An 18,997-nucleotide genomic window follows, 5' to 3' on the forward strand; every position below is an offset into this window, starting at 1 on the left:
CTTCACCTTTCGGTTCAGGGGTCACCGGTGGCGGGCCAGCTCGGCCGCGGCCCGGCGGACCTCGTCGATCAGGATCCGGGCCCGGTCGGGGGACACCGAGTTCGCGGGCACGCAGGCGGTCACGGCGGCGACCGCGCGGCCGTCGCCGTCCAGCACCGGCGCCGAGAAGCACGACAGGTTCGCCGTCATCTCCTCGACTTCGGTGGCGTGGCCGCGTTCCCGGACCAGGGCGAGTTCCGCGCGCAGTGCCGGCTCCTCGCACAGGGTGGCCCCGGTCAGCCGCGGCAGCCCGGTGGCGAGGACCGGCCGCAGGTCCTCCTCGCCGCGGAAGGCGAGGATCGCCTTGCCGCTCGCGGACGCGTGCGCCGGCAGCTGCCGCCCGACGCGGGTCTGCAGCCGCACCGGCTTCGTGGTGTCGACGTGCGCGATGAAGGTGACCTCGGCCCCGGACAGCACCGCGAGCTGGACGGTCTCGTCCTGGCGGTCCCGGATCTGCTCCGCGCACGTGTAGAACATGCCGAGCAGCCCGGTCAGCTCCCCGCCTGCCGGCTCGGCGTACGCGGCCATCCGCGGCCCGACGACGAACCGGCCGTCACCGGTTTTGCGGGTGACGCCCAGCTCGCCCATCGTGGCCAGCAGCCGGTGCACCGAGCTCTTCGGCGCGCCGACGGCCACCGCGAGCTCACTCAGCCGCAGCCCGCGCCGCCGCTCGGCGAGCGCGTCGAGGACCGCGAACGCCTGCGCCACGGCAGGACTGCGCTTGCCCGGTTCCCGCTCCGCCGGAACGGGCACACCGGCTGCTTCGAGGTTCACCGGCCGGCCAGCTCCTCGTCGACGATCACGACGCCGCGGCGGTTGGACCCGCCGGTCAGGTCGGCGAACGCGGTGTTGATCTCCCCGAACGCATAGGTCTTCGAGATCAGCTTGTCGATCGGCAGCTTGCCGGTGTGGAACAGGTTGAGCAGCTTGGGGATGTCCTGGGTGGGCCGGCTGGACCCGTAGAGGCTGCCGGTCAGGTACTTCTCCTCGCGCACGAACCGCGCGGCGGGGACACTCGCGTACGCCGTGGCGGCGGGAACGCCGACACACACGACCGTGCCGCCCGGGGCGGTGGCGTCGAAAGCCTGTTCCAGCAAGCCTTCCTTGCCGACGGCGTCGATGGTCACGTCGGCGCCCTGCCCGCCGGTGAGCGCCCGGACCTCGGCGACCACGTTGTCGTCCGGGCTCAGCACCCGGGTGGCGCCGAAGACCGTGGCCCCGTCCCGTTTGCCCGGGTGCGGCTCCACGACGACGATGTGGTCCGCCCCGGAGAGCTTCGCGGCCATGATCGCGCTGAGCCCGACGCCGCCCGCGCCGTACACCAGCACCGCGTCGCCCGGCGCGACCCGCGCGCGGTTGACCACGGCGCCGTAACCGGTCAGCACGCCGCAGCCGGCCAGCGCGGCGACCGGCAGCGGCACCGAGTCCGGGATCTTGATCGCGCTCGCGGCGGGGACCACCGTGTGCTCGGCGAAGGTGGACAGGAACGAATAGTGGTAGACGTCCCGGCCGCCGTCGTGCAGGCGGACGGTGCCGTCGAGAAGGGTGCCGCCGAGCAGCGCGGGGGCGCTGGCGGCGCAGAGCACCGGCCGGCCCGCCTGGCAGTAGCGGCACCGGCCGCAGCTCGGCAGCCAGGACAGCGCGACGTGGTCGCCGGCCGCGACGTGCGCGACCCCGGCGCCGACCGCGGTGACCACACCCGCGCCCTCGTGCCCGAGGACGGCCGGCAGGGGCGAGGGGATCCGCCCGCTGATGGTGTGCGCGTCGCTGGCGCACACACCCGTCGCGGCGATCTTCACGGCGACCTCGCCGGGCGCCGGGTCGTCGAGCGTGAGCGTGCGGAAGGTGAGCGGACCGCCGGTCTCCTCGAGAACGGCAGCAAGAGTTTCCATTCGAGTAGCTCCTCGCGAGGTGAGTCTGTGGAGTAATGAAGATGGGCCACCCGAACGGTGTTTGTTCCATATGTGGAACGCGTTCCCCTTGGGCCGGCGTCGAGTATGAGTACGGGTTCCCTGGAGTGTCAATAGGTCCGGCGGTGCGGGTTCGCCGGCCGCTCGGACGGCGCGAGACCGGTCTCTAACTGGGGAAACCCGTCGGGTGGACGGCGCTTGACAGGCGGGGAGACCTGTGGTTACGCTGGCGTAACCACAACCGAATACTTCAGTTACTAGAGACCTCAGAGAACAGTAACCCCATTTCATCGCAGGGGATTTCTGTTCTCTTTTTTTGTGCCCTGATATCCCCACGGTATTTTCCCAGAGCGTTGTTCCACAGCGTTGTCCCACAGTGAGGTGGTCGAAAGTGAGCGGTGCGCGCAGGCGCCTGAGTTATCTGCTGCTGTGCATGTCCGGCGGCGTGATTTTCCAGGTCGCCTACATCCGGTTCGTGTTCCTGGAACCGACGTACCACGCCCTCGGCCTCACCTCGCAGGAATACGGCGACATCATGTCGGTGTTCGGCGCCGTGGCCGCGGTCATGTACTTCGCCGGCGGCTGGTTCGCCGACCGGTTCGCCCCGCGCACCCTGGTCGTCGCCGCACTGGCCATCACCGGCGTCGCCGATCTCTCGCTCACGGTTTCGCCCGGCTACGCCACGGTGCTGCTGGCGCACATCGCGATGGCTTTCGCGGGCATGGCGCTGTACTGGCCCGCGCTGGTGAAGGCGATCGGCTCGTTCGGCCCCACCGAGCAGCAGGGCCGGCTTTTCGGCTTCCTGGAAGCGATCCGCGGCGTCACCTCGACGGTGATCAGCGGCGTCGGCGCGCTGCTGATCGGCACCGTGCTCGCGCCGACGGTCGGGGTGCTCACGCTCATCGCGGTCTACGGCGGCCTCTGCCTGGTGCTGGCCGGGCTGATCTGGTTCGCGCTGCGGGGCCAGGCCGGCGAGTCCCCGGCTGGGGAGCGCTCGGCCCTTTCGGTGCGCCAGCTGCTCGCGGCGGCGCGGAACAAGTACACCTGGCTGCTCGGCGGCTCGATCATGCTGATGTACTGCTTCTACACCACACTCGGCTACTTCTCCCCGCTGCTGCAGCACAACTTCGGCGTCACGGCCGGGCTGATCGGCGTGCTCGGGGTGGTGCGCAGTTACGTCTTCCAGTTCGTCGCCGGGCCGCTCGGCGGGTTCGCCGTGGACAAGGTGACCCACTCGACGCCGCGGTTCCTGCGGCTCGCCTTCGTCGGCGCGACGCTGTGTGTGGCGGTCCTGCTGTTCCTGCCGGGCGCGCCCGCGCTGCAGTGGGCCGCGCTGACCCTGATGTTCGTGTTGTCGCTCATGGTCTTCGCCAGCCGCGGGGTCTACTGGGCGAGCATCACCGAGGCCCGCATCCCGGCGGACCAGCGTGGCGGGGTGATCGGCCTGGCCTCGGGGCTGGCCTACCTGCCGGACGCGTTCCTGCCCGGACTCGTCGCCTGGTGGATCGGCGACGCGTCCACGGGCACCGCCCCGCACGGCGGCTACGGCACGCTGTTCGGCGTCCTCACCGCCGCGGGCCTGATCGGCATCGCCCTGACCTCGCTGACCCTGTGGGTGCAGCGCCGTGAACCGGCCGAAGAGCCGTTGCCACGCGCGGCCGCCCTCACCTGAACACCCGTACCTGAAGAAAGGCCCTTCCGTTGGAAATCCAGGACTTCTCCCTCGACCTGTTCTCGCTGCGCGGCCGCAACGCCATCGTCACCGGCGGGAACACCGGGCTCGGGCGCGCGTTCACCGTGGCGCTGGCCAAGGCCGGTGCGAACGTGTTCACGCCGACGGTGATCGACGACGGCGGCGAGACCCGGCGCCTGGTCGAGGCGACCGGTGCCCGGCTGGAGACGGTGAAGGCCGACCTCACCGAGCCGGGGGCGCCGGCCCACGTCGTCGAGTCCTGTGTGGACGCTTTCGGCTCGGTCGACATCCTGGTCAACTCCGCGGGCATCAGCAATCTCGCGCCGGTCGGGGAGTTCGGCCGGGAGCAGTGGGACCCGATGGTCGCGCTCAACCTGACCGCGCCGTTCGAACTCGGCTGGCTCGCCGGGCGGCTGATGGCGGAGCAGGGGCACGGCAAGATCGTCAACATCGCCTCGCTGTTCTCGTTCCTCGGCGGGCAGATGTCCCCGGCGTACGCGGCGACGAAACACGGCATCGTCGGCTTCACCAAGGCATACTGCGACGAGCTGGGCGCGAGCAACGTCCAGTGCAATGCCATCGCACCCGGCTACTTCGCCACCCCGATCACCGAGCAGACCCGCGCCGACGCGGCGGCCAACCAGCGCGTCCTGGACCACATCCCGGCCGGCCGGTGGGGCGAGCTGGGCGACCTCATGGGCGCGGTGGTGTTCCTGGCGAGCCGGGCCTCGGACTACGTCAACGGGCACGTCCTCACCGTCGACGGCGGCTACCTCACCCGATGAACCGAACCACGAACGGAGCACAGGAAACCATGGACACGACCGCCATCATCGACCGGCTGCGCGAGATCGCCGGCCCCGAGCGCGTGGACACCGACGAGCGGCTGCTGCGCGAGGCGAGCGTCGACCGGTTCAAGAAGTACACCGCCGTCCACGACATCTACGACGGCCCGTTCCCGCTGGCCATCGTGCGCGCGGGCAGCACCGAGCAGGTCGCCGCCGTGCTGGCCTTCGCGAACGAGCACGGTGTTTACGTCGTCCCGCGCACCGGCCGCACCGGCACCGAGGGCGGGCTCGAGACCAGCTTCGAGGGCACGATCGTGCTCGACGGGTCCGAAATGGACGAGATCCTCGACGTCGACCCGGTGGACATGCAGGTCACCGCGCAGTGCGGCGTCCCGCTGCAGGTGCTCGAAGACCGGGTGCGCGAGCTGGGCCTGACCACCGGCCACTCGCCGCAGTCCAAGCCGCTGGCGCAGATGGGCGGGCTGGTCGCCACGCGCTCGATCGGCCAGTTCTCCACGCTGTACGGCGGGATCGAGGACATGGTGGTCGGCCTGGAGGCGGTGTTCCCGGACGGCGCGGTCAGCCGGGTGAAGAACGTGCCGCGCCGCGCGGCCGGGCCGGACATCCGCCACGTGGTGATCGGCAACGAGGGCGCCCTGTGCTTCGTCACCGAGGTCACCGTGAAGCTGTTCAAGTACCAGCCGGAGAACAACCGCTTCCACGGCTACCTGCTCGACGACGTGCGGACCGGGATCGAGATCCTGCGCGAGGTCGTCACCGAGGGCTACCACCCGTCGGTCGCGCGGGTCTACTCCGAGCAGGACGCCGCGCAGCACTTCTCCCACTTCGCGAACGGCAAGTGCGTGGCCGTTTTCCTCGCCGAGGGGCCCGCTCCGCTGGCGGACGCGACGAGCACGGCGATCGAGCAGATCGTCGAGCGCCACCAGCACGAGCGGGTCGACCCCGGGCTGATCCGCGCGTGGTTCGACAACCTCAACTGGGGCCCGGACAAGATCAAGGCCGAGCAGGACACCATGCTGGCCGAGCACCGGCTGGGCTACACCACCGAGGTGTCGGCGAACTGGTCGGTGGTCGGCGACGTCTACGACGCCGTGATCTCCCGGATCACCAAGGAGTACCCGCATTTCGAGGACCTGACCATGCTGGGCGGGCACTCCTCGCACAGCTACCAGACCGGCACGAACATGTACTTCGTCTACGACTACCGGATCAACTGCGAGCCGCGCGAGGAGATCACGAAGTACCACATCCCGCTCAACGCGATCATCGTCGAGGAGACGCTGGCCCGCGGCGGCTCGATGGTCCACCACCACGGCATCGGCAAGTACCGCGCGCCGTGGACCGAGCAGGAGCACGGCAGCGCGTACCCGGTGCTGCGCAAGCTCAAGGAGGCCTACGACCCGAACGGGATCATGAACCCGGGCACCGTCTTCCCGGTCGGGGACCGGTGATGACCGGCTACCTCCTCGGGATCGACAACGGCTCGCAGAGCACCAAGGTCACCGTCTTCGACGAGCACGGCAAGGTGCACGCCCGGGCCCGGGTTCCGTTGCGGCCCAACGACACCCCGCGCCCGGGCGTCGTCGAGCACCCGGACGACGACCTGTGGGACTCGATCGGCGCGGCCACCCGCGCGGCGCTGGACGCGTTCGACGGGCGGCCCGAAGACATCCTCGGCGTCGGGCTGTGCACCATCCGGTTCTGCCGCGCGATGCTGCGCGCCGACGGCACGCTCGCCCAGCCGGTGCTGAGCTGGATGGACGAGCGGGTATCGCGGCCGTACGAGCACACGAACCCGGAAGTCCGTTACGTCACCGCGTCTTCGGGCTACATCACCGCGCGGCTGACCGGGCAGTTCCGTGACACCGCGGCGAATTACCAGGGCGTGTGGCCGATCGACACGGACACCTGGGACTGGGTGCCGGAGCCGGACATCCCGCGCGAGATGCTGTTCGAACTGGTGCAGCCCGGCGACCGGCTCGGCACCGTGACGGCCTCGGCGGCGGCGCACACCGGGCTGCCGGAAGGGCTGCCGGTGTTCGCCACCGCCAACGACAAGGCGGTGGAGGCACTGGGCAGCGGCCTGTCCGACGACCGCACCCTCCTGCTGTCACTCGGCACCTACATCGCCGGCATGACCACCGGCGCGCGGAATGTCCGTGACGCCAAGGCGTTCTGGACGAATTTCGCCTGCCGGCCGCACTCGTACCTGTATGAGAGTGAGGGCATCCGGCGTGGCATGTGGACGGTCAGCTGGCTGCGCGACCTGCTGGGCGAGGAGGAATGGCTGAACGCGGGCGCGGCGACCGTGCCCGCGGGGTCCGACGGCCTCATCGCGGTGCTCGACTGGCTCGCGCCCGTCGAGGCGCCGTTCCGCCGCGGTGCGTTCCTCGGGTTCGACGGCCGGCAGGGACCGTTCCACCTCTACCGGGCCGTGCTGGAGGCGGTCGCGCTCACCTTGCACGGCAACGGGAACGCCATGGCAGCGGAGCTGGGCACGGAATTCTCGCGGGTGCTGGTCTCCGGCGGCGGCGCAGGCTCGGACGTGCTGATGCAGATCGTCGCCGACGCCTTCGACCGGCCGGCGCGGCGGGCGCAGGGTGGGGCGGAGCTGGGCTCGGCGATCTGCGCGGGCGTCGGCCTGGGCCTGTTCGACGGCTTCGACGAGGCGGTGGCGGCGCTGGTCGCGCCCGGGGCGGAGTTCGTGCCCGACCCGGTGACCCACGAGCGTTACCGGAGGCTGGGCGAGGTGTACCGGGAGCTGCCCGGCCACACCGACCCGCTGTTCACCTGGCTAGCCTCGAAGGGGGAGTGAAGCCGGTCCTACATCGACCAGACGTCCACATTGGACGAAGCGATCGCGGTCGCGCCGGCGCCGAGCGCGGCCAGCACGTCGTCCTTGTCGCAGACCAGGCCGCCGGCGATGATCGGCACCTCGGTGTCGGCGCGCAGCCAGGTGATCACCCGGGGCACGCAGCCGGGCAGGATCTCGATGTAGTCGGGCCGGGAGATCGCCAGCTGCTTGCCGAGGTTGTGGTAGGAGAACGAGTCGACCAGGAAGAAGCGGTGCACCGCGAGCAGCCCGCGCGCCTTGGCCGCCTTCACGATGGCCGCCTTGCTGCTCAGCACCCCTTCGGCCTGCGTCCGCTCGGCCACGAAGTCCACGGCGATGTCCCGGCTGACCAGTCCCTCGATCAGGTCCACGTTCACCAGCACGGTCTTCCCGGCCGCGCGCAGCCGCTCGACCAGCCCCGGCAGCGTCAGGATCGACCCGAAGAGCAGGAACACCACCGGCGCTTCCACCTCGGTGACCGCCCGCAGCCCAGCCTCGTCCTTGACACTCGCGACGACCGGATGGTCCAAGAGGAGTTCGTGCACCACTCCACTATGACACTCCCGGACACTCCCGACCGGGAGCGGACCCTAGGACGCCATCGTCCGCCGCTCGAACCGGACGGCCACCTTCGGGTACAGCCGGGGGAACAGGCGGATGAGCAGGTCGATGGCTTTGGCGTCGTTGCCGACCAGGATGCGGGGGCGGTCCGCTTCGACGCCGTCGAGCACGATGCTGGCGGCCTCTTCGGGGGGCATCTTCAGCAGCTTTTCGTTGTAGACGCGCGCTCGCGCTTCGGCGCGTGGTGTGAGGTTTCCCTGCTCGCGGGCGCGTTCGATGCCCGCGTTCGCGATGTTGGTCTTGACCCCGCCGGGATGGACGACGCCGACCTGCACCGGGTGGCGGGCCAGCAGCATCTCGGCGCGCAGGCTCTCGGTGAAGCCGCGGACGCCGAACTTGGCGGCGGAGTAGTCGCTGAGCGAGGGCTGCGCCATGATCCCGTTGAGGCTGGAGACGTTCACCACGTGCCCGTCGCCGGAAGCGATCAGGTGCGGCAGGAACGCCTTGGTGCCGTGGATGACGCCGAAGAGGTTGATCCCGAGCACCCGCTCGTAGTCGGCCCAGTCGTTGTCGAGGACTCCGCCGCGCCCGCCGCTGACCCCGGCGTTGTTGTAGATCTGGTGCACCACACCGAAATGCTCCGCGACGGCCGACGCGTAAGCCTCGACGGCCTCGCGGTCGCTGACGTCGAGGTGCGCGGCGTGGACCTCGGCACCGAGGGCTTTGAGCCGGTCCGCGGTCTCGGCGAGGCCGAGGTCGTCGACGTCGGAGACCGCGACCCGCGCGCCGCGGCGGGCGAGTTCGAACGCCAGCTGCCGGCCGATCCCGGAGCCGGCCCCGGTCACTGCCGCGACCTTGCCACGCACACTGCTCATCGGGTTCCTCCGGTGCGGGTCTTCGGCGTTTCGGCGGTGTGCGCCAGTTCGGTGGTGAGTTCCACCAGGCGGTCGAGCACCCCGGGCGCGAGATGGTGGCGCATCCCGGTGATTTCGACGTGGCGCGCGCCCGGGACGGCCTGCGCGGTGGCCCGGCCGCCGCTCGGGTGGACCATGAGGTCGGCGTCGCCGTGCACCACGAGCGTCGGGGCGGTGATGCGGCGCAGCTCGGCGGTGCGGTCACCCGAGGACTGGATGGCGCTGATCTGGCGCGGCACCCCGGGGTTGACGCCGCCGCTGCGTTCCCACACCGCCGTGGCCCAGGCCCGTTCGAGCGCCTCGTCGGGCGGGAACGTCTTCGAGCCGATGTGCGACAGCAGGGACAGGTGCCGCTCGGCCGATTCCTCGGCGGTCCGGGCCGGGCCCTTCGCCAGGCGGAGGATCGTCGAGCGGGCGGGCCGGCCGACTCGCGGATTCCCGGTGGTGGAGAAGATGGAGGTGAGCGTGGCGACGCGGCCGGGGTGCCGCGCCGCGACGGTCTGGGCGATCATCCCGCCCATCGACATCCCGGCCAGATGCGCGCGCCCGACGCCGAGGTGGTCGAGCAGCTCGATCGTGTCGGCCGCCAGGTCGCCGAGGTCGTACGCGCCGGGTCGCGGCCGCGCCAGGAGTTGCCTCAGCCGGCCGGGAGACGGGGTGGCGATGCGGCTCGACCGGCCGGCGTCGCGGTTGTCGAAGCGGATCACGCGGAAGCCGTGGCCGGTGAACCCGTCGACCAGCCGCTGTGGCCACGAGGTGAGGTCGAGGCCCAGCCCGGCGATCAGCAGCAGCGTCGGCCCGTCTTCCGGCCCCTCGACGCGGTAGCAGAGGCGCGGCCCGGCCGGGACGTCGGCGAACCGGTCGGCGGGCATCAGCCGGTCACCGCGTCGGCCGGGCGCGCGGCGGGCGCGAGCTGCGTGGCGCGCGAGAACTGCAGCTCGGGGTCGGCCACGCTGCCCTTGCGCAGCCGTTTGACGTCGGAGTGGTAGTCCATCGAAGTCAGCCACGGCAGCCGGTCGCCCTGCCGGGGCAGCTGGTCCACGACGCGCTGGACGTAGCCGGCGCCGAAGTTGAGGAACGGCCGCTTCGGCATGGCCGGGTCGGCGGGCTCGGGGCGGCAGACGGTGTGGCCGTGGGCGTCCATGTGCGCGAGCAGCCGGCAGAAGTGCTCGCAGAGCAGGCCGACCTTCAGCGTCCACGACGAGGTGGTGTAGCCGATGGAGAAGGCCAGGTTCGGCACCCCGGAGAGCATCATTCCCTTGTAGGTCACCGTATCCGCGAGGCGCACCGGCTCGCCGTCGACGGTCAGGTCGAGGCCGCCGAAGGGCTGCAGGTTCAGCCCGGTGGCGGTGACGATGACGTCCGCCTCGAGCTCCCGGCCGGATTCCAGCAGCAGGCCCTTCTCGGTGAAGGTGGTGATCCGGTCGGTCACGATGTCGGCTTCGCCGGTGCGGATGGACCGGAACAGGTCGCCGTCCGGGACCAGGCACAGCCGCTGGTCCCACGGGTCGTACGGCGGGTTGAAGTGCTCGTCGACCGGATAGCCCGCGGGCAGCTGCTTGGTGGTGATCCAGCGGATCAGCCGCCGCGAGGCCTTCGGGAACCGCTGGGTGAACCGCCAGATCGCCCGCTGCCGGAAGGCGCCCAGCGACCGGGCCATGGCGTGCCCGCGCTCGTCGCCGAAGACCTGCTTGAGCCGGACGGCGAGGCCGTCGCTCTTCGACACCGGCAGGATGTAGCTCGGGGTCCGCTGCAGCATGGTGATGTGCCCGGCGGTCGGCGCCATCGCCGGCACGAGGGTGACCGCGGTGGCGCCGCTGCCGATGACCACGACGCGCTTGCCCGCGTAGTCGAGGTCCTCGGGCCAGTGCTGCGGGTGGACGATCGTCCCGGCGAACCGCTCGCGGCCCTCGAAACGCGGGGTGAACCCCTCGTCGTAGCGGTAGTACCCGCCGGCGCTGAACAGCCAGTCGCAGGTCAGTTTCGTGCGTTCGCCGGTGTCGGTGCGCTCGATGTCCACTGTCCACCGCGCCTGCTCCGAGGACCACGACGCGGCCACGACCTTGTGGTGGAACCGGACCCGGCGGTCGAGGTCGTGCTCGGCGGTGGTCTCGTGGAGGTAGTCGAGGATCTTGTGGGCGTCGGCGATCGCGTCCTCGTCCCGCCACGGCTTGAACTCGTAGCCGAACGTGTAGAGGTCGGAGTCCGACCGGATGCCGGGGTAGCGGAACAGGTCCCAGGTCCCGCCGATCGCCCCGCGCGCCTCGAGCAGCGCGAACGAGCGGTGCGGATGGTCCCGCTGCAGGTAGTACGCCGCGCCGATGCCGGAGATCCCGGCCCCGATGATCAGGACGTCGAGGTGTTCGGCAGCGGGCGGCTCGGAGGCAGAGGACATCGGCGGCAACTCCCAACGGTGGTGGTCGGCCCTTGCATGGTGCGGTGCGCGGCGGCGGTTGGCCAAGGGGAATCGGCACCAGATCGGACGTCTTGTGGTGCACAGTGCACCATGGCCGGGTGAAGCTGGGCGGTGGTTCAGCCGTTGCCGAGGGCGAGCTCGTGCAGGATCTCCTCGGCGCGGGCGGTGGCCGCGGCCGGGTCGGCCGCCGGGGTGCCGATCTGGGGATCCCAGTTCAGGTCGTAGAACAGTTCCGTGACGCCCTGCTCGCCGAGCCAAGCCGCGTCCTCGCGGATCTGCTCGTAACTTCCGGAGAGCCGCTTCCGGGTGCCGTCCGGGGTGACGACCGGTGTGCCGGGCCGGACCGCGCCCCGGCAGACGAACCGCAGGGCGGCCGGATCCTTGCCGGCTTCGGCGGCGGCTTCGCGGGCGATGCCGATCTGCGCGGCGATCCCGGTGAGGTCCGTCCCGCTGGCGCTCAGCCAGCCGTCGGCGAGCCGGCCGGCCCGGGCGACCGCCGCGGGCACGGCGCCACCGAGGAGCACGGGCGGGCCGGGCCGTTGCACCGGTTTCGGTTGCATCCGGCTCGGCGGCACCGTGTAGAACTCGCCCGTGAACTCGCTGACCTCGTCGGCCCAGAGCGTGCGCAGCACCTGGAGGTACTCCGCGGTGCGCGCGCCGCGGCGGGCGGTCGAGCCGCCGGTCGCGGTGAACTCGGCGGCCGACCAGCCGACGCCGAGGCCGAGGTCCAGCCGTCCGCCGGAGAGCAGGTCCAGGGTCGCGGCCTGGTTGGCCAGGTAGGCCGGCGACACGAACGGCAGATTCAGCACCGAGACGCCCAGCCGGATGCGCGAGGTGCGGGCCGCGGCGAAGCCCAGTGCCACCACCGGGTCGAGCACGCTCTGGTACACCGGCGCGAGCTTCTGGTCGGTGCCGACGAGCAGGCGCTGGAAAGTCCACAGCGACGCGTAGCCCAGCTCTTCCGCCTGCTCGGCGAAGCGGGCCAAGTTGTCCGCGGTGGCCCAGGCGCCGGACACCGGGGCGCCGAATCCGATCTGCATGCCGTCAGCCTACGGCCGGCCGGCCCGGGTCGCCCGATCCCGGGTCTCGCGTTCGGAGGGCACAATCTGCACTCTGTCAACCGTCTTATGGTGCACAGTGCACCGCTATGCTTCCCCCATGTCGTGGGACCCCCCGTCGCCCCGGGTGCAGGAGCTGATCCGCCTGGGCGCCGAGATCGCCCTCCGCCCGCCGCCGGAGTGGATCGACGAGCTGGACGAGGCCACCCTCGCCAGCGCGGCGATGGAGCCGATCGCCAGCGACCCGGTGCTCGCCGCCGCGACGCGCCGGACCAACCGGTCCAACCTGGTGTTCTGGGCCGCCGCCAACCTCCGCGCCCCGGGGGTGCCGGTCCGCGCGAACGACGGCGAGGCACCGCTGGGGGTGGCCCGGGACCTCGTCCGGCGCGGCCTCGACGAATCCTCGCTCGACGCCTACCGGATCGGCCAGAGCGTGGCCGAGCGGTTCTGGATCCAGATCGCCTGCTCGCTCACCTCCGACACCGAGGAGCTGCGCGCCCTGCTCGACGTCTCGCTGCGTTCCATCGCCGCTTTCGTCGACGCCACCGTCGCCTCCATCTCCGCCCGCATGCGAGCCGAACGCGGCGAGCTGACCCGCGGATCGCATGCCGAACGCCGCGAGATCGTGTCCCTGCTGCTGGACGGCGCGCCGATCACCCGCCTGCGCGCCGAGACGCGGCTGGGCTACGCCTTGGAGCGGACGCACACCGCCGCCGTCCTCTGGACCGACGATCCCGACGCCGACCTTCGCGAGCTGGACCGCGCGGCCGACGCCTTGGCCGCCGCGGCGGGGGAGCTGCGCCCGTTGAGCGTGCTCGCCAGTGCCGCGACCCGATGGGTGTGGGTGCACGGCCGTCCGGACGTCGCCGAGGTGCGGGCCGCGCTGGATCAGCTGCCGGCCGTGCGCATCGCGCTCGGCCCGGCCGCGCCCGGGGTGGACGGCTTCCGGCGCAGCCACCTCGACGCCCTCACCACCCAGCAGATGCTGGCGCGGCTCACCTCGGTCCAGCGGCTGGCGTCGCACGACGAGGTCGAGCTGGTCGCGCTCCTGACCAGCGCCCCGGACCGCGCCGACCGCTTCGTCAAGCGGACTCTGGGCGATCTCGAGGCCGCGCCGCCGGAGGTCACCGAGGCGGTCCGCACCTTCATCGCCGAGCAGGGCAACACCTCGAAGGCCGCCGCGCGCCTGTTCACCCACCGCAACACCCTGCTGCGGCGGCTCAACCGGGCCGACCGCCTGCTGCCCCGCCCGCTCGCCGAGCATCCCCTCGAAGTCGGTGTGGCCCTTGAGGTTCTCCGCTGGCGCGGGGGCGACTGACCGGAACCGCTTGAACGACAAGGATTCCCGGGTCGAGCGCCGGACTTCGCTGAGGTCGCCACAGCTGTGCGGATGCCGGAAACCCGGTGCACCGGACGGCGTCGTCCGCTGATCAACCGGCGGGCTTGCCCCGAGTCAGTACGGTGGTACTGGCGGATCGCCCGGACCCCGCGACCTTCGCCGTCAGCGAGCGCCCCGGCGTGAGCGGCAGCCCGGAGCCGGCCAGGTGAGCCGGGTCCGGACCGGAATCCTGCTGGTCAGGCTGTGTGGGGCGACGCCCCGTTCGATCAGATCGAGGAGCCTGGCCCGTGCCTTTAGACTCGACCGGCAAGATCTCGTTCGACCACATCTACACCGCGCCCGACCCGCGGCCGTACTTCGGCACGCTGAGCCGCGTGGATTACCAGATCCCTCAGCTCGCGAAGCCGTATTTCACGAAATTGATCGAGGAATACCAAGCAGAGCGCGGAATTCCGCAGCCGACGGTGCTCGACGTCGGCTGTTCGTACGGCGTCAACGCCGCGTTGCTGCGGTGCGAAACGAGCCTGGACGACCTCTACGCGCAGTACACCGCGCCCGGCGTCGCGGACCTCGATCGGCCGGCGCTGCTCGAAGGCGACCGGCGGCTGGTGCGCACCCGCGCGACCCCCGGCGGGGCCCGGTTCTTCGGTCTCGACGCGTCGGGACCGGCGTTGGCGTACGCGCGGTCCGCGGGATTCCTCGACGAGACCATCTGCGCGGACTTCGAACGCGACGAAGCGGATCCGGCACAGCAGGAGTTGCTGGACCAGGTGGACCTCGTCGTCTCGACCGGCTGCGTCGGCTACGTCACCGAGCGGACGATCGAGCGGATCGCCCGCGGCTCACGGCCGTGGATGGCGCATTTCGTGCTGCGGATGTTCTCCTACGAGCCGGTCGCGCGGCGCCTGGCCGGGCTGGGTTACGAAACGGCGCCCATCGACGGCGTCTTCCGGCAGCGGCGCTTCGCCTCCGACGAGGAGCAGACGCAGATCCTCGCCACACTGGACGGCGCCGGAGTCGACCCCGAGGGGCTCGAGTCCGAAGGCTGGCTGTACGCGCAGTTGTACGTTTCCCGGCCGTCGAGGGCCGCCGGCCTCGCGTCCGCGCTCAGCGCGGTCTCCGCGGAATGACCGGCGGGCGGTGAGCGGATCCCGTTGTGGCCGGCGGAAAACCGGCCACAACGGGAGCGGCCGGCCAACAATCAAGCCGGCCCGCGGGGCTGGGTCAGGCCGAGGTCGTACGCGATGATCACGGCCTGGATCCGGTCTCGGGCCCCGATTTTCGCCAGTACCCGGCCGACGTGGGTCTTCACCGTGGACTCCGAGAGCACCAGGCGCGCGGCGATCTCGCCGTTGGTCCAGCCCTGCCCGATGGCGACCAGGATCTCCCGCTCGCGTTCGCTCAGCGCCAGCCACCGGGGATCGTCGCGGCCGGCGCGCGCGTCGGTGCCGTCGGGGAGGCGATGGGCGTACGTGTCGAGCAGCCGGCGGGTGAGGGCGGGCGCGATCACGGCGTCACCGAGGGCGACCGCGCGGATGCCGGCCAGCAGTTCCTCCGGCTGGGCGTCCTTGAGCAGGAAGCCGCTGGCTCCCGCGCGAAGGGCGGCGTACGCGTACTCGTCGAGGTCGAACGTGGTCAGCACGAGGACGCGCGAACGGCCGCCGGTGGCCACGATGTGCCGGGTCGCCTCGATCCCGTCCATGCCGGGCATGCGGATGTCCATCAGCACGACGTCGGGGCGCAGCTCGGCCGTCCGGCGCACGGCTTCGGCCCCGTGCGCGGCTTCGCCGGCCACCTCGGTGTCGGGCGAGGCCTCCAGCAGCATGCGGAAACCGAAGCGCTGCAACGGCTGGTCGTCGACGATGAGGACGGTCGTCACGCGGCACCGCCCGCGAGATCGAGGACGGTCTGCACGGTCCAGCCGCCGCCGGGCGCGGGCCCGGCCGTGACGGTGCCGTCGTACAACGCGGCGCGTTCCCGGATGCCGGCGAGTCCGTGGCCCTCCACCGGCGAGCGCGCGGGCGGGCGGTCCTGGTCGGGCGGCCCGGTGTCGTGCACGCGAATGCTCAGCCGCGTGTCTTCCGCGGTGAGCTGGACGTGCGCGTGGGTCCGGGGACCGGCGTGCTTGAGCGTGTTGGTGAGCGCTTCCTGGACGATGCGGTAGGCCATCAGCTGCACCCCGCGGTCCAGCGCGTCGAGGTCGCCGCCGGACTGGTAGACGATGTCGGGGCCGGCCGCCCGGATCCGCGCGCACAGCGCGTCGAGGTCGGCGATGCGGGGCTGCGGGTTGAGCTCGGGGGTGTCGGACTGCTCGCGCAGGACGCCGAGCATGCGCCGCATTTCGCCGAGCGCCTGGCGCCCGGCGTCCCCGACCAGCCGCAACGCCTCCTTGCCGCGGTCGGGACGGGTCTCGGCCGCGTAACTGCCGCCGTCGGCCAAGGTGATGATCACCGACAGGCTGTGGCCGATGATGTCGTGCATCTCGCGGGCCACCCGGGCGCGCTCGGTGGCGGCGGCGAGCTTGCTGCGCTGGTCGCGTTCGAGTTCGAGGATGGCGGTGCGCTCACGCAGGCTGGCGAGCTGGGTGCGGCGGATCCGCACCGCCAGGCCGAGCGCGGCGGCCGCGGTCACCGCGCAGAGCAGGAGGAACAGGGCCTCCCAGATGGAGAACACCGTCGAGACCTTGACCGCGAGCGGCACCATCACGCCGACCGTGGCGGCGCAGGCCCACGGCAGCTGCCGGAGCCGTCCGTGCAGCGCGACGCTGTAGAGCGCGATCAGCAGCGCGAGGTCGGCGCGCAGGAACACGTCCAGCGACCACTGGACGAGGAACACCACCGCGATCACGCCGAACGCGGGGACCGGCGCCCGGCGCCGCCACAGCAGCGGCAGCACGAGCGCGATCTGCAGGGCGAGCGTGCCCGCCAGGGGCAGGTGCGCGAAGGTGATCTGCAGTTCGCGCGGGCCGCGCTGCTCGGCGACATCACCGTCGTGGACGAGGTCCGGCAGGCAGGTCATCAGGAAGACGGCGATCGTCACGGCCGTGTCGAGCACCCACCGGTGCCGGCCATCCGCCTGCCGGAGGCGCTGGCCCGCCTGCGCCAGCCGGGTGACCAGCGGATGCGTCGGCACCGGGGTGGTGCCCGGTCCGGCGGCGTCGCTGCTCACGGCTTTCACCTGCTCATTGTGGACGAGTGGCGCCGGCGCGGCGCACGGGACGCCGCGCCGGCGTGCCGGTCAGGCGTCGGTGCGCTTCAGCCGGTAGGCGGCCGCGGCCAGCGCCAGCACCGTCCAGCCGAGGAAGACGAGCAGCCCGGCGGTGGGGGACAGCGTGGTCGAGTCGTGGGTCAGCGCGAACATCGACTGCCCGGCGTTGCTCGGCAGGTACGGGCTGATGTCGCCCTGCCAGCTCGTCGGGAGCAGCGAGATCAGGCCGGGGATCAGCATCAGCACGCCGACCAGCACCGCGATGCCGCCCGCGACCGACCGCAGCACGGCGCCCAGCGCCACGCCGAGCACGCCGACCAGGCCGAGGTAGAGGCCCGCGCCCAGCAGGCTGCGCACCACGCCGGTACCCGAGAGCGTCATCGCCGCGTGGGTGTCGGAGAGGATGCCGCTGTCGAAGACGAACGTGACGAACACGCCGACGAGGGCGACCACCAAGGCGACCAGGCCGTACACCACCGCTTTGGACCACAGCACCGGGAGACGGCGGGGCACGCCGGCCAGCGTGGAGCGGATCATGCCGGTCGAGTACTCGCCCGCGGTGACCAGCACGCCCAGCACGCCGAGGGCCAGCTGCGCGAAAGTGATGCCGAACAACGACAGGCTCACGGCGGTGGCCTGGGCGAAATCGCGGTCCATGCGCTCGCCGGAGGTGATCCGGGAGTGGTACTGGGCCGCGGCGATCAGGCCGATGGCGACCAGGAGCACCAGGCCGAGGCCGAGGGTGATCCAGGTGGAGCGCAGCGACCAGAGCTTCGCCCATTCCGAGCGCAGCACCCGCCGTCCGGTCACCTTGTAGGCCGGGCGGGCGGACTGCGCGGCGGCCGGCGCGGGCGGGGCCGGAGTCGTGGTGGTCATGCCGCCCTCCCGAGCGTCTCGATGCCGGCGGTGGTGCCGTGGTACTCCACGGAATCGCGGGTCAGGTCCATGAAAGCCTCTTCCAGCGAGACGGTCCTCGCGGTGAGTTCGAACAGGGCGATGCCGTGCTCGGCCGCCTTGAGGCCGATGGCGCGGGCGGTCAGCCCGGTCACCTGCAGCTCCTCGGAACCGGAGTGGCCGGTGATCCCGACCCCGGGCCCGGCCAGCACCTCGCGCAGCCGCGCCGGGTCGGCCGTGGCGACCTGCACGGTGTCGCCGCCGGCCTCGCGGACCAGTTCGTCCACAGTGGTGTCGGCGAGCAGGCGGCCGCGGCCCACGATGATGAGGTGCTCGGCGACCAGCGCCATCTCGCTCATCAGGTGCGAGGACACGAACACGGTGCGGCCCTCGGCGGCGAGGCCGGTCAGCAGGTTGCGGATCCAGAGCACGCCCTCGGGGTCGAGCCCGTTCACCGGCTCGTCGAGCATCACCGTGGCCGGGTCGCCCAGCAGCGCCGCGGCGATGCCGAGGCGCTGGCCCATGCCGAGGGAGAACTTGCCGGCCCGCTGCTTCGCCACGGACTGCAGCCCGGCCAGCTCGATCACCTCGTCGACCCGGCGGCGCGGGATCCCGTGGGTGTAGGCCTGCGCCAGCAGGTGGTCCACCGCGGACCGTCCAGGATGGACGGACTTGGCCTCCAGCAGCGCGCCGACCTCCTGCAGGGGCGCGCTGTGCTCGGCGTACCGGCGGCCGTTGACGGTCACCGACCCGCTGGTCGGCGCGTCCAGCCCGAGGATCATCCGCATGGTGGTGGACTTGCCGGCCCCGTTGGGCCCCAGGAACCCGGTGACGATGCCGGGCCGGACGGTGAAGTCCAGCCGGTCCACCGCCGTCTTCTCCCCGTACCGCTTGGTCAGCTGGTGTGCGTCGATCATGCCTGCCCCTGCCTCCGCGCGCCGGGCTTCCCGGCGCTTCTCCTCCGCAACGCTAGGAGCCGGGCAGCCGGGATCGGTGGTACCGCAGGGGTAACTGCGGGGGCGCGGTGGTACCGCGGTACCAGCGGAAGTGCTCAGGGTGGTTGGATAATCACAGTCAGACGCCGCGGCGAACAGGTATACCGTGTTTACCGCCAGCGCGACACCCTCCAAAGGACATTGCCGGAATATCGATCGGCAAATTTGATTTCCCGGCGCGAGCGGGTCGGGTCAATTGGGCGATTTCGGACGTTTTGCCTGCGTGCGGCCCTGGCTTGAAATGAGCCGGGAAAGTGATTGACCTCGTCGTACGGAGTAGGTCACTGCTCCATTTGGCCGAATGAATGCGATCTTCGGCAAGAAACATT

The 18,997-nt window shown here is 71.4% G+C and carries 17 protein-coding genes; 6 read left to right on the top strand and 11 right to left on the bottom strand.

Features of this window, described 5'->3' with window-relative positions; genetic code table 11:
* Positions 1–21: 21 nt before the first annotated feature.
* Positions 22–813, bottom strand: a complete 792-nt coding sequence (locus tag BMY97_RS29770; protein ID WP_091622977.1) for an IclR family transcriptional regulator — start codon at positions 811–813, stop codon at positions 22–24.
* On the bottom strand, positions 810–1,931 hold the full coding sequence (locus BMY97_RS29775; protein ID WP_177231604.1) for a zinc-binding dehydrogenase: 1,122 nt from the start codon (positions 1,929–1,931) through the stop codon (positions 810–812). Before BMY97_RS29775 ends, BMY97_RS29770 begins: the two co-directional genes overlap by 4 nt.
* A 409-nt stretch (positions 1,932–2,340) precedes the next feature.
* Between BMY97_RS29775 and BMY97_RS29780 the strand changes: the two genes are divergently transcribed.
* From BMY97_RS29780 to BMY97_RS29795, 4 genes are read left to right on the top strand one after another with little or no spacing between them, the layout of a single operon-like run.
* The gene (locus tag BMY97_RS29780; RefSeq protein ID WP_143086337.1) at positions 2,341–3,621 is read left to right on the top strand and encodes an MFS transporter; all 1,281 of its coding nucleotides are present in this window, start codon (positions 2,341–2,343) and stop codon (positions 3,619–3,621) included.
* Positions 3,622–3,650: 29 nt separating this feature from the next.
* Positions 3,651–4,427 (top strand): SDR family oxidoreductase, encoded by a 777-nt coding sequence (locus BMY97_RS29785; RefSeq protein ID WP_091622980.1) that lies wholly within the window; start codon positions 3,651–3,653, stop codon positions 4,425–4,427.
* A 29-nt stretch (positions 4,428–4,456) separates the two neighbouring features.
* Complete coding sequence (locus BMY97_RS29790) at positions 4,457–5,902, top strand: FAD-binding oxidoreductase (protein ID WP_091622981.1); 1,446 nt, start codon at positions 4,457–4,459, stop codon at positions 5,900–5,902.
* The gene (locus BMY97_RS29795) at positions 5,902–7,266 is read left to right on the top strand and encodes an FGGY-family carbohydrate kinase (protein ID WP_091622984.1); all 1,365 of its coding nucleotides are present in this window, start codon (positions 5,902–5,904) and stop codon (positions 7,264–7,266) included. Before BMY97_RS29790 ends, BMY97_RS29795 begins: the two co-directional genes overlap by 1 nt.
* A gap of 8 nt (positions 7,267–7,274) precedes the next feature.
* On the opposite strand, the gene BMY97_RS29800 is transcribed toward BMY97_RS29795, so the two are convergent.
* The 5 genes from BMY97_RS29800 to BMY97_RS29820 all read right to left on the bottom strand — a co-directional run bounded on the left by BMY97_RS29800 (position 7,275) and on the right by BMY97_RS29820 (position 12,215).
* Positions 7,275–7,829 carry a glycerol-3-phosphate responsive antiterminator gene (locus tag BMY97_RS29800; protein ID WP_245787566.1) on the bottom strand — a complete coding sequence of 185 codons (555 nt, stop codon included), beginning with the start codon at positions 7,827–7,829 and terminating at the stop codon, positions 7,275–7,277.
* Positions 7,830–7,874: 45 nt separating this feature from the next.
* Positions 7,875–8,720 (bottom strand): SDR family NAD(P)-dependent oxidoreductase, encoded by an 846-nt coding sequence (locus tag BMY97_RS29805; protein ID WP_091622989.1) that lies wholly within the window; start codon positions 8,718–8,720, stop codon positions 7,875–7,877.
* Positions 8,717–9,631: an alpha/beta fold hydrolase gene (locus tag BMY97_RS29810; protein ID WP_091622991.1), complete on the bottom strand. Its 915-nt coding sequence runs from the start codon at positions 9,629–9,631 to the stop codon at positions 8,717–8,719. Before BMY97_RS29810 ends, BMY97_RS29805 begins: the two co-directional genes overlap by 4 nt.
* Positions 9,631–11,154 carry a flavin-containing monooxygenase gene (locus tag BMY97_RS29815; protein ID WP_091622993.1) on the bottom strand — a complete coding sequence of 508 codons (1,524 nt, stop codon included), beginning with the start codon at positions 11,152–11,154 and terminating at the stop codon, positions 9,631–9,633. Before BMY97_RS29815 ends, BMY97_RS29810 begins: the two co-directional genes overlap by 1 nt.
* A 137-nt stretch (positions 11,155–11,291) precedes the next feature.
* Positions 11,292–12,215 (bottom strand): TIGR03619 family F420-dependent LLM class oxidoreductase, encoded by a 924-nt coding sequence (locus tag BMY97_RS29820; protein ID WP_091622996.1) that lies wholly within the window; start codon positions 12,213–12,215, stop codon positions 11,292–11,294.
* Between the two features lie 118 nt (positions 12,216–12,333).
* Here BMY97_RS29820 and BMY97_RS29825 point away from each other — a divergent pair, with 118 nt between their 5' ends.
* Both BMY97_RS29825 and BMY97_RS29830 read left to right on the top strand, forming a co-directional pair.
* Complete coding sequence (locus BMY97_RS29825; protein ID WP_091622999.1) at positions 12,334–13,551, top strand: PucR family transcriptional regulator; 1,218 nt, start codon at positions 12,334–12,336, stop codon at positions 13,549–13,551.
* A gap of 308 nt (positions 13,552–13,859) precedes the next feature.
* On the top strand, positions 13,860–14,702 hold the full coding sequence (locus BMY97_RS29830; protein ID WP_091623002.1) for a class I SAM-dependent methyltransferase: 843 nt from the start codon (positions 13,860–13,862) through the stop codon (positions 14,700–14,702).
* Between the two features lie 71 nt (positions 14,703–14,773).
* Here the strand turns inward: BMY97_RS29830 and BMY97_RS29835 are convergent, their stop codons facing one another.
* The 4 genes from BMY97_RS29835 to BMY97_RS29850 all read right to left on the bottom strand — a co-directional run bounded on the left by BMY97_RS29835 (position 14,774) and on the right by BMY97_RS29850 (position 18,590).
* Complete coding sequence (locus BMY97_RS29835; RefSeq protein ID WP_091623004.1) at positions 14,774–15,451, bottom strand: response regulator; 678 nt, start codon at positions 15,449–15,451, stop codon at positions 14,774–14,776.
* Positions 15,448–16,740 (bottom strand): sensor histidine kinase, encoded by a 1,293-nt coding sequence (locus BMY97_RS29840; RefSeq protein WP_091623200.1) that lies wholly within the window; start codon positions 16,738–16,740, stop codon positions 15,448–15,450. The genes BMY97_RS29835 and BMY97_RS29840 overlap by 4 nt, the downstream gene beginning before the upstream one ends.
* Positions 16,741–16,809: 69 nt before the next feature.
* Entirely contained in the window at positions 16,810–17,655 is an 846-nt protein-coding gene (locus BMY97_RS29845; protein WP_091623007.1) for an ABC transporter permease subunit, read from the bottom strand.
* Positions 17,652–18,590 (bottom strand): ABC transporter ATP-binding protein, encoded by a 939-nt coding sequence (locus BMY97_RS29850; protein WP_091623011.1) that lies wholly within the window; start codon positions 18,588–18,590, stop codon positions 17,652–17,654. The genes BMY97_RS29845 and BMY97_RS29850 overlap by 4 nt, the downstream gene beginning before the upstream one ends.
* Positions 18,591–18,997: the final 407 nt, after the last annotated feature.

Source organism: Amycolatopsis saalfeldensis (genome assembly GCF_900110575.1).
Taxonomy (GTDB): domain Bacteria; phylum Actinomycetota; class Actinomycetes; order Mycobacteriales; family Pseudonocardiaceae; genus Amycolatopsis; species Amycolatopsis saalfeldensis.

Coding starts and splice junctions, on each gene's coding strand:
- BMY97_RS29845 (WP_091623007.1), bottom strand. CDS start 17,655: ATGACCACCACGACTCCGGCCCCGCCCGCGCCGGCCGCCGCGCAGTCC.
- BMY97_RS29825 (WP_091622999.1), top strand. CDS start 12,334: ATGTCGTGGGACCCCCCGTCGCCCCGGGTGCAGGAGCTGATCCGCCTG.
- BMY97_RS29775 (WP_177231604.1), bottom strand. CDS start 1,931: ATGGAAACTCTTGCTGCCGTTCTCGAGGAGACCGGCGGTCCGCTCACC.
- BMY97_RS29795 (WP_091622984.1), top strand. CDS start 5,902: ATGACCGGCTACCTCCTCGGGATCGACAACGGCTCGCAGAGCACCAAG.
- BMY97_RS29815 (WP_091622993.1), bottom strand. CDS start 11,154: ATGTCCTCTGCCTCCGAGCCGCCCGCTGCCGAACACCTCGACGTCCTG.
- BMY97_RS29850 (WP_091623011.1), bottom strand. CDS start 18,590: ATGATCGACGCACACCAGCTGACCAAGCGGTACGGGGAGAAGACGGCG.
- BMY97_RS29805 (WP_091622989.1), bottom strand. CDS start 8,720: ATGAGCAGTGTGCGTGGCAAGGTCGCGGCAGTGACCGGGGCCGGCTCC.
- BMY97_RS29820 (WP_091622996.1), bottom strand. CDS start 12,215: ATGCAGATCGGATTCGGCGCCCCGGTGTCCGGCGCCTGGGCCACCGCG.
- BMY97_RS29790 (WP_091622981.1), top strand. CDS start 4,457: ATGGACACGACCGCCATCATCGACCGGCTGCGCGAGATCGCCGGCCCC.
- BMY97_RS29810 (WP_091622991.1), bottom strand. CDS start 9,631: ATGCCCGCCGACCGGTTCGCCGACGTCCCGGCCGGGCCGCGCCTCTGC.